This window comes from Chroococcidiopsis sp., from assembly GCF_051657925.1.
In the GTDB taxonomy this organism is placed as follows: domain Bacteria; phylum Cyanobacteriota; class Cyanobacteriia; order Cyanobacteriales; family Chroococcidiopsidaceae; genus Chroococcidiopsis.
The window spans coordinates 1-3,618 of sequence record NZ_JBOFLP010000120.1 but is presented as its reverse complement, the minus strand read 5'-3'; the positions used below and the strand labels follow the sequence as shown (position 1 = coordinate 3,618).

General features: G+C 44.9%; 1 protein-coding gene and 1 pseudogene. Both read right to left on the bottom strand.

The genetic code is table 11. From position 1 onward, the window contains the following. On the bottom strand, nucleotides 1–3,287 hold a 3,287-nt coding region (locus ACRC32_RS09085), incomplete at its 3' end, for a chemotaxis protein CheB (RefSeq protein ID WP_438553659.1). 89 nt (nucleotides 3,288–3,376) lie between these two features. Continuing rightward, nucleotides 3,377–3,618 (bottom strand): annotated as a pseudogene (locus ACRC32_RS09080) (cytidine deaminase); the annotation flags it as partial.

Genomic DNA, 3,618 nt, shown 5'->3' with positions numbered 1-3,618 from the left:
GCCGATGCGAGAGCGATCGAACTAGTGTTAAGTCGGAGCTTTCCGGCGATAATGCTGGAAATGTCTAGAAGGTCTTCAACTAGCTTGACTTGGGATTTAGCACTTTTCTCGATCGTCTCCAGCGCCCGCACAGTCTGGGCAGCGTCAAACTTGCGGCTCCGCAGCAATTGCGACCAGCCTAACATGGAGTTGAGCGGGTTACGCAATTCGTGAGAGACGATGGATAAAAACTGATCCTTAGCACGGCTGGCTGCTTCAGCCTCGGCGCGAAGTGACTGCTCGTTAGTCAACAGCCGAGTGCGTTGTTGCTCGAATAGCTTGCGCTCGGTAATGTCCTCGATCGCCAGGAGTATCTTCGGGTTAATATTAGTAGTATTGTCAGCTTGAGAAATTTTACGGGCATTAAGCAGCATTGTCTTGCGTCCAATCTGCTCAAAATCATACTCAACTTCAAAATTATCCAGATGGTTGTTTTGAGACAGAATTTCTTCTAGGCGCGATCGCAACTGGGGAGTATCCCACTGACCGTTCCCTAGAGCGAAGATACTGCGGTTTTCTGTTTGAGCTGGTGAAACTTGGAAAGTTTGATAGAAAGACTGATTTGCCGTGACGACTTGTAAATTTGCGTCGAGTATGACTAGCGGTTCTCTGACTGTCTCGACGATCGCTTCGGCATAATCGCGAGCTTGTTTGAGTATCTGTGCATTGCGTTTGAGTGCGTCAATATTAACTAACAGAATTACTGCGCCATCAATCTGACCTTCGGTAGTCTGATAAGGGCGAATCATCAGGCTATACCAACGCCCCTTTTCGTCTTGCACCTCTTGTTCTTTAATAATTAGGGTGTCAATCACCTCTAAAATCGATTGCTCTAAGTTTGGTAGATTAATGTTTGGATTGATATGATTCAGCGGTCGCCCGAGATCGGTCGGAATTAGGTTAAAAATTTCCTCTGCCGTTGGAGTGAAACGCCGGATGAGCAAATCTCTTCCTACCATGACGATCGGAATATTGATACTACCAAGCACATTACGTAGATCGTTGCTCAGCTGGTTTGATTCCAGAATCCGACTGCGTAATTCCTCATTAGTTGTCGTCAGTTCTTCATTAGTTGCTTGAATTTCTTCTTTAGCTGTTTCTAGTTCCTCATTGATGCTTTGCAACTCTTCATTGCTTGATAAAACCTCCTCATTGGCAGTCACGAGATCTTGGTTAGTTGCCTCATATTCCTGAACGATCGATTGCAAATTCTCTTTAGTGACAGCCAGCTCCTTTTGAGTAGCAGCCAGCTCCTGTTTTAACTGGTTTGCCTCCTGCCTAGCGCTCGTCTGCTTTCCCCCCCGACTAACGCTTGCCCTACTATCGTCCGTCGAGCGACCGTCAGATGAAGCGGGAGTGTCTCTAAACAAAATTAAAAAGTAGCGATCGTCTGTAGGGGGAACCTTGAAAGGAATGACATCAAAACTGACGAGGCGTAATTGCTTTCGATCTACGAGCTGTATACCTGACTTTTTGACCGCGATATTTTGCTGTTTCGCCTGTAAAATTGCTGCATTTAACTCCGATCGCAAGCTAGTTTCAGCCATTGTTAGTAAGTTAAAGCTGGGCTTTCCTGAAGCTGGTTTAAGGTAGGGACTGGTTTCTCCCCGAAATTGCCGGATGTCCAAATTGCTGTCGATCACCACACCGACTGGAGTGTAGTCACTCCAAACAATCCGATCTGCCTGTTTCTCGACTAGATCGAAACCTTCCCCAGAATCCTCACTCATTTTCTTACTATTGAGTTTCTCTGTCAAATAACTGCGATCGACAAAGTTAAAATTTAACTGAGTGGGGGCTAATTTTTTAGCATAAATTTTGTGCTTTTTGTCTACTACTGAAAATAGTTCCGAGAACCCGCCCGTACTCTCTGAAGTTCCTAACAACAGAAAGCCTGTTGGCTTCAGGCTGTAATGAAACAGCGGAATCACCCGCTGCTGCAAAACCTTTTCTAAATAAATGAATACATTCCGACAACTAATTAAATCCAAATTGGAAAAAGGTGGATCTGCTCCCAGATCTTGCTTGGCAAAAACACACATCTCCCTGATCTTTTTGACAATTTGATATTCGCCATCCACTTTGACAAAGAAGCGTCGTAAACGTTCTGGTGAGACATGATCTACTAAGCTTTGCGGGTATGTTCCCGAACGGGCTTTCTGGATCGCTAGTTCGCTGATGTCCGTGCCAAACAGCTGAATTGTCGGCTTAGTGGCTAGCTCGGACAAAAATTCTAGCAAGCAAATAGCGATCGAGTAGACTTCTTCCCCCGTAGAACACCCAGGTATCCAAATCCGAATTGGCTTTGACAACGATTTATCTGACGTAATCCTGGGAAATACCTGAGTTTTTAGGGCTTGAAAAACTTCAGGATCTCGAAAGAAACTAGTGACATGGATTAAAAATTCCTGGGACAGAGCTTCTATTTCGATGGGATGAGCTTGTAGATATTTAACGTAATCCTCCAACGTCTCGATCTTGTGCAGCACTAGTCGCCGCTTGAGTCGCCGCAGCAAGGTAGGACGTTTATAATTTGTAAAGTCAATCCCTGCGACTGTCCGCAGCATGGCGAAGATTTGTTGGATGCTATCCTTACCATCGACTAGAATTTGAGTAATTTCGGTGGGTTTAAAATGCTTCACATAGGGATGCACGCTAATCTTTGCTAGCTCTTTGGCAATCTCCTGTGGTGGCAAAATGAAATCCAAGTGGTTAATTGTCGCCGCGTGGTGCGGCATACTGCTGACTTGAGCTGAGGCTTCACATTGAGCAAAGGTAATGCCACCAGCTGCTTGGATTGCCTTCAATCCCAGTGCGCCGTCCCCATCACCTCCTGATAGCACCACGCCAATTGCTTTATCACTTAGCTCTTGAGCTAAGGAATCAAACAAAGCATCCACAGGCATATGTTTACCTGCGATGGTTTCCCGTGGCGCAAGTCTCAGCTTGCCTTGAGCGAGAGTCATTTTCCGATTTGGTGGGATGATGTAGACGTGGTTGGGTTCTACTAAGATGCCATCCTGCACTTCTGTGACTGGCATCTGGCATACTTGGGCAAGAAGATCGGGTAGTAAACTCTTGCGATCGCGTGCCAAGTGTTGCACCAGCACAAATCCCATGCCAGTATCGCTAGGTAGATGTTCGAGTAACTGAGTGAATGCTGTCAGTCCACCAGCAGATGCTCCTATTCCGACGATAGGAAACAACTCTCGCTCTTTGTCGGGTGGTTTTTCAACTGCTTTTTCCATAATACATTAATACATTTAGTCTCGTCGGCAGACTCAGCAGAATTCATGCCTAATATCTAACATATGTACTATGAACCTGACGGGATGACCTAGCTAATATAAGTATTTTTATACCTAGCAACAGATGTAGGATTGAGCAGGAATAAAGCAGCTTTTTCCTGCGTTGCTTCGGATAAATAAATTTGTTCCAAAGTAACTAGCCCTTCTTTGACAAAGGAATCTCTCACTACAGCATTTTCTCCACCATTAAAAGAAGTTTCATAAAAAACTTCTTTAATCCCAGCTGAAATAATTAACTTTAAACAAGATAGACAAGGTTCTAGGGTGACAT